Below are 1,784 nucleotides of genomic sequence, written 5' to 3'. Positions count from 1 at the left end.
CCTGAAGCCCTGACGTTTGAGCGCGCGGCTGCGGCTGCGGCTGCGGCTGCGGCTGTTGGTGCACCACCGAGCCCACCGCGCCCCATCGATGACTTGCTCAGCCCTGGCGTGCTGAGCACGATTGACTTCGTGCACCTGGGCACGGAGGTCAAGAAGTGCTGTCCAGATCTGTCGACCTTAACGGAACGGCAGGTGTTGCTGCTCGGGGACCGGATGCTGGGAGCAGTCGGGATCGACCCCCGCAAGCCCGCCCAGTACAGCGACGAGCGGTTGCTCCGCCCACTTGCCCGCTACGGGAATGTCTGTCCGCTGGAGCACTTGAACGCACATATTGCGCTCATCCAGCATGTGCGGTCCCGGGACAGCCGCCTGCAGCTCGGCTTGGATCCGGGTAAACTGGCGTTTCTCACCCTGGTCAATGCGTGGCGCAGCGATCAGGCCAAGCAGACGCTGAATGCGAGGGCGGCTGGGGACCCGACACCGCGCCTGACCCCGTTTAAGGTGCGCGCCATGAACGTGAAGGCGGCGCATCTGGCGCCGAACCCGGCCGTGCTCGAGCTGCAGGTGGCGTGGAGGGTTCTCGAGGCGGCCTACCAGCACAAGAACATCGTCGCTGCGCCGCGAACACGCGAGGGTGCAGCCCCGATGCACGGGCTTCGGGTCGACGGGGACGATGTGGGCTTGCTGCGGCGCAATGACCAGATTCTGCAGATTCGCGGCTGCCAGACCATTTTTAACACGAAAGAGAAGGTCGATGCCAACATCTGCCAGCTGTTTCGTGGGTTTGCTGCTGAAGCAGCCTCGCCTGATTGGCGCAAGCACTTCATGCCTGAGCAGGTCACCGTTCGGGTGTACCGGGCCCCACCGCGGGACGACGACCAACAACCCGCGCAGCAGCAGCACGCCCCCGCGCGCCACACCGGTGTTGCCCTGTCGGTCTCTGCTGGCGCCGTCAAGGTCGCCAAGGGCGTTCAGAAGCACCGCGATGCGGCCCGCGACCAAGGGCGCGTGCGGTTGGACGATGTGCAGCTCGAGGCCCTGGTCGACGAGCTCGAGCGCCTCGAGGAAGAACCGACCGCGGACACCGCGGCGCGGCGGGAAGCGCTCGCGGCCGCCATTGCGACGCAGACGCTGGTGCGCGGCCGGAACGCCGACGGCAGGCGGATCCAGGCGGACCTGGCGGCATCGGCGGACACGTTCGGGCGGCCGACGCCGGTGGCGGTGCTGGACGCACTCGCTGTTCAGCTGGGCGGGCTCGACAACGCGGCCGAGCTGTTTTTCCACTCGGGCGGGCTGGCCGCGCTGGGCGAGGCCCGCCGCCGCCGAGACCGGCTGCGCGACCACCTCATCAACGAGATGATCCGGTTCGCCGGCCCCATGGAGGACGGGCGGCTGCCCGTCTTCTACATTGGCGGCTGGGCCGTGAGTGGGGCGACCACGCAGTTTGCGTTCAAGGACTTTCTGAAGCACCTTGCCCGGCGCGCCATCGTCGTCATGTGCGACGAGCACTGCACGACCAAGCTCTGCGGTGACTGCGGCAGTGAGGTCAAGCACCCGCACAAGGCCGGGGCCAGGGCGACCCAGGAGCACAAGGGCACGGTGTACTGCCCGAACCGGGCGTGCGCCAGCCGCGGCCGCTTCATGAACCGGGATGTGGCCGCTGCTAGCAACATTGTCAACCGGTTCGTGTGCGGCTTTCTGGTCGGCGGCCAGCTCGCCGGCTTCTCGCGCGTCGAGTCCAAGACGACGCACCCGACGCGCCAGCTGTCGTTCTTCGGGACGCT

1 protein-coding gene is annotated in these 1,784 nt (G+C 67.7%); it reads left to right on the top strand.

Features of this window, described 5'->3' with window-relative positions:
- Positions 1–108: 108 nt before the first annotated feature.
- On the top strand, positions 109–1,784 hold a 1,676-nt coding region (locus tag ACOVRJ_RS17675; RefSeq protein ID WP_422045148.1), incomplete at its 3' end, for a hypothetical protein.

The sequence above is a fragment of the Roseateles sp. genome, from assembly GCF_049240545.1.
In the GTDB taxonomy this organism is placed as follows: domain Bacteria; phylum Pseudomonadota; class Gammaproteobacteria; order Burkholderiales; family Burkholderiaceae_C; genus Paucibacter_A.
The sequence above is the reverse complement of the archived record's forward strand: the minus strand, read 5'-3'. Positions and strand labels throughout refer to the sequence as shown.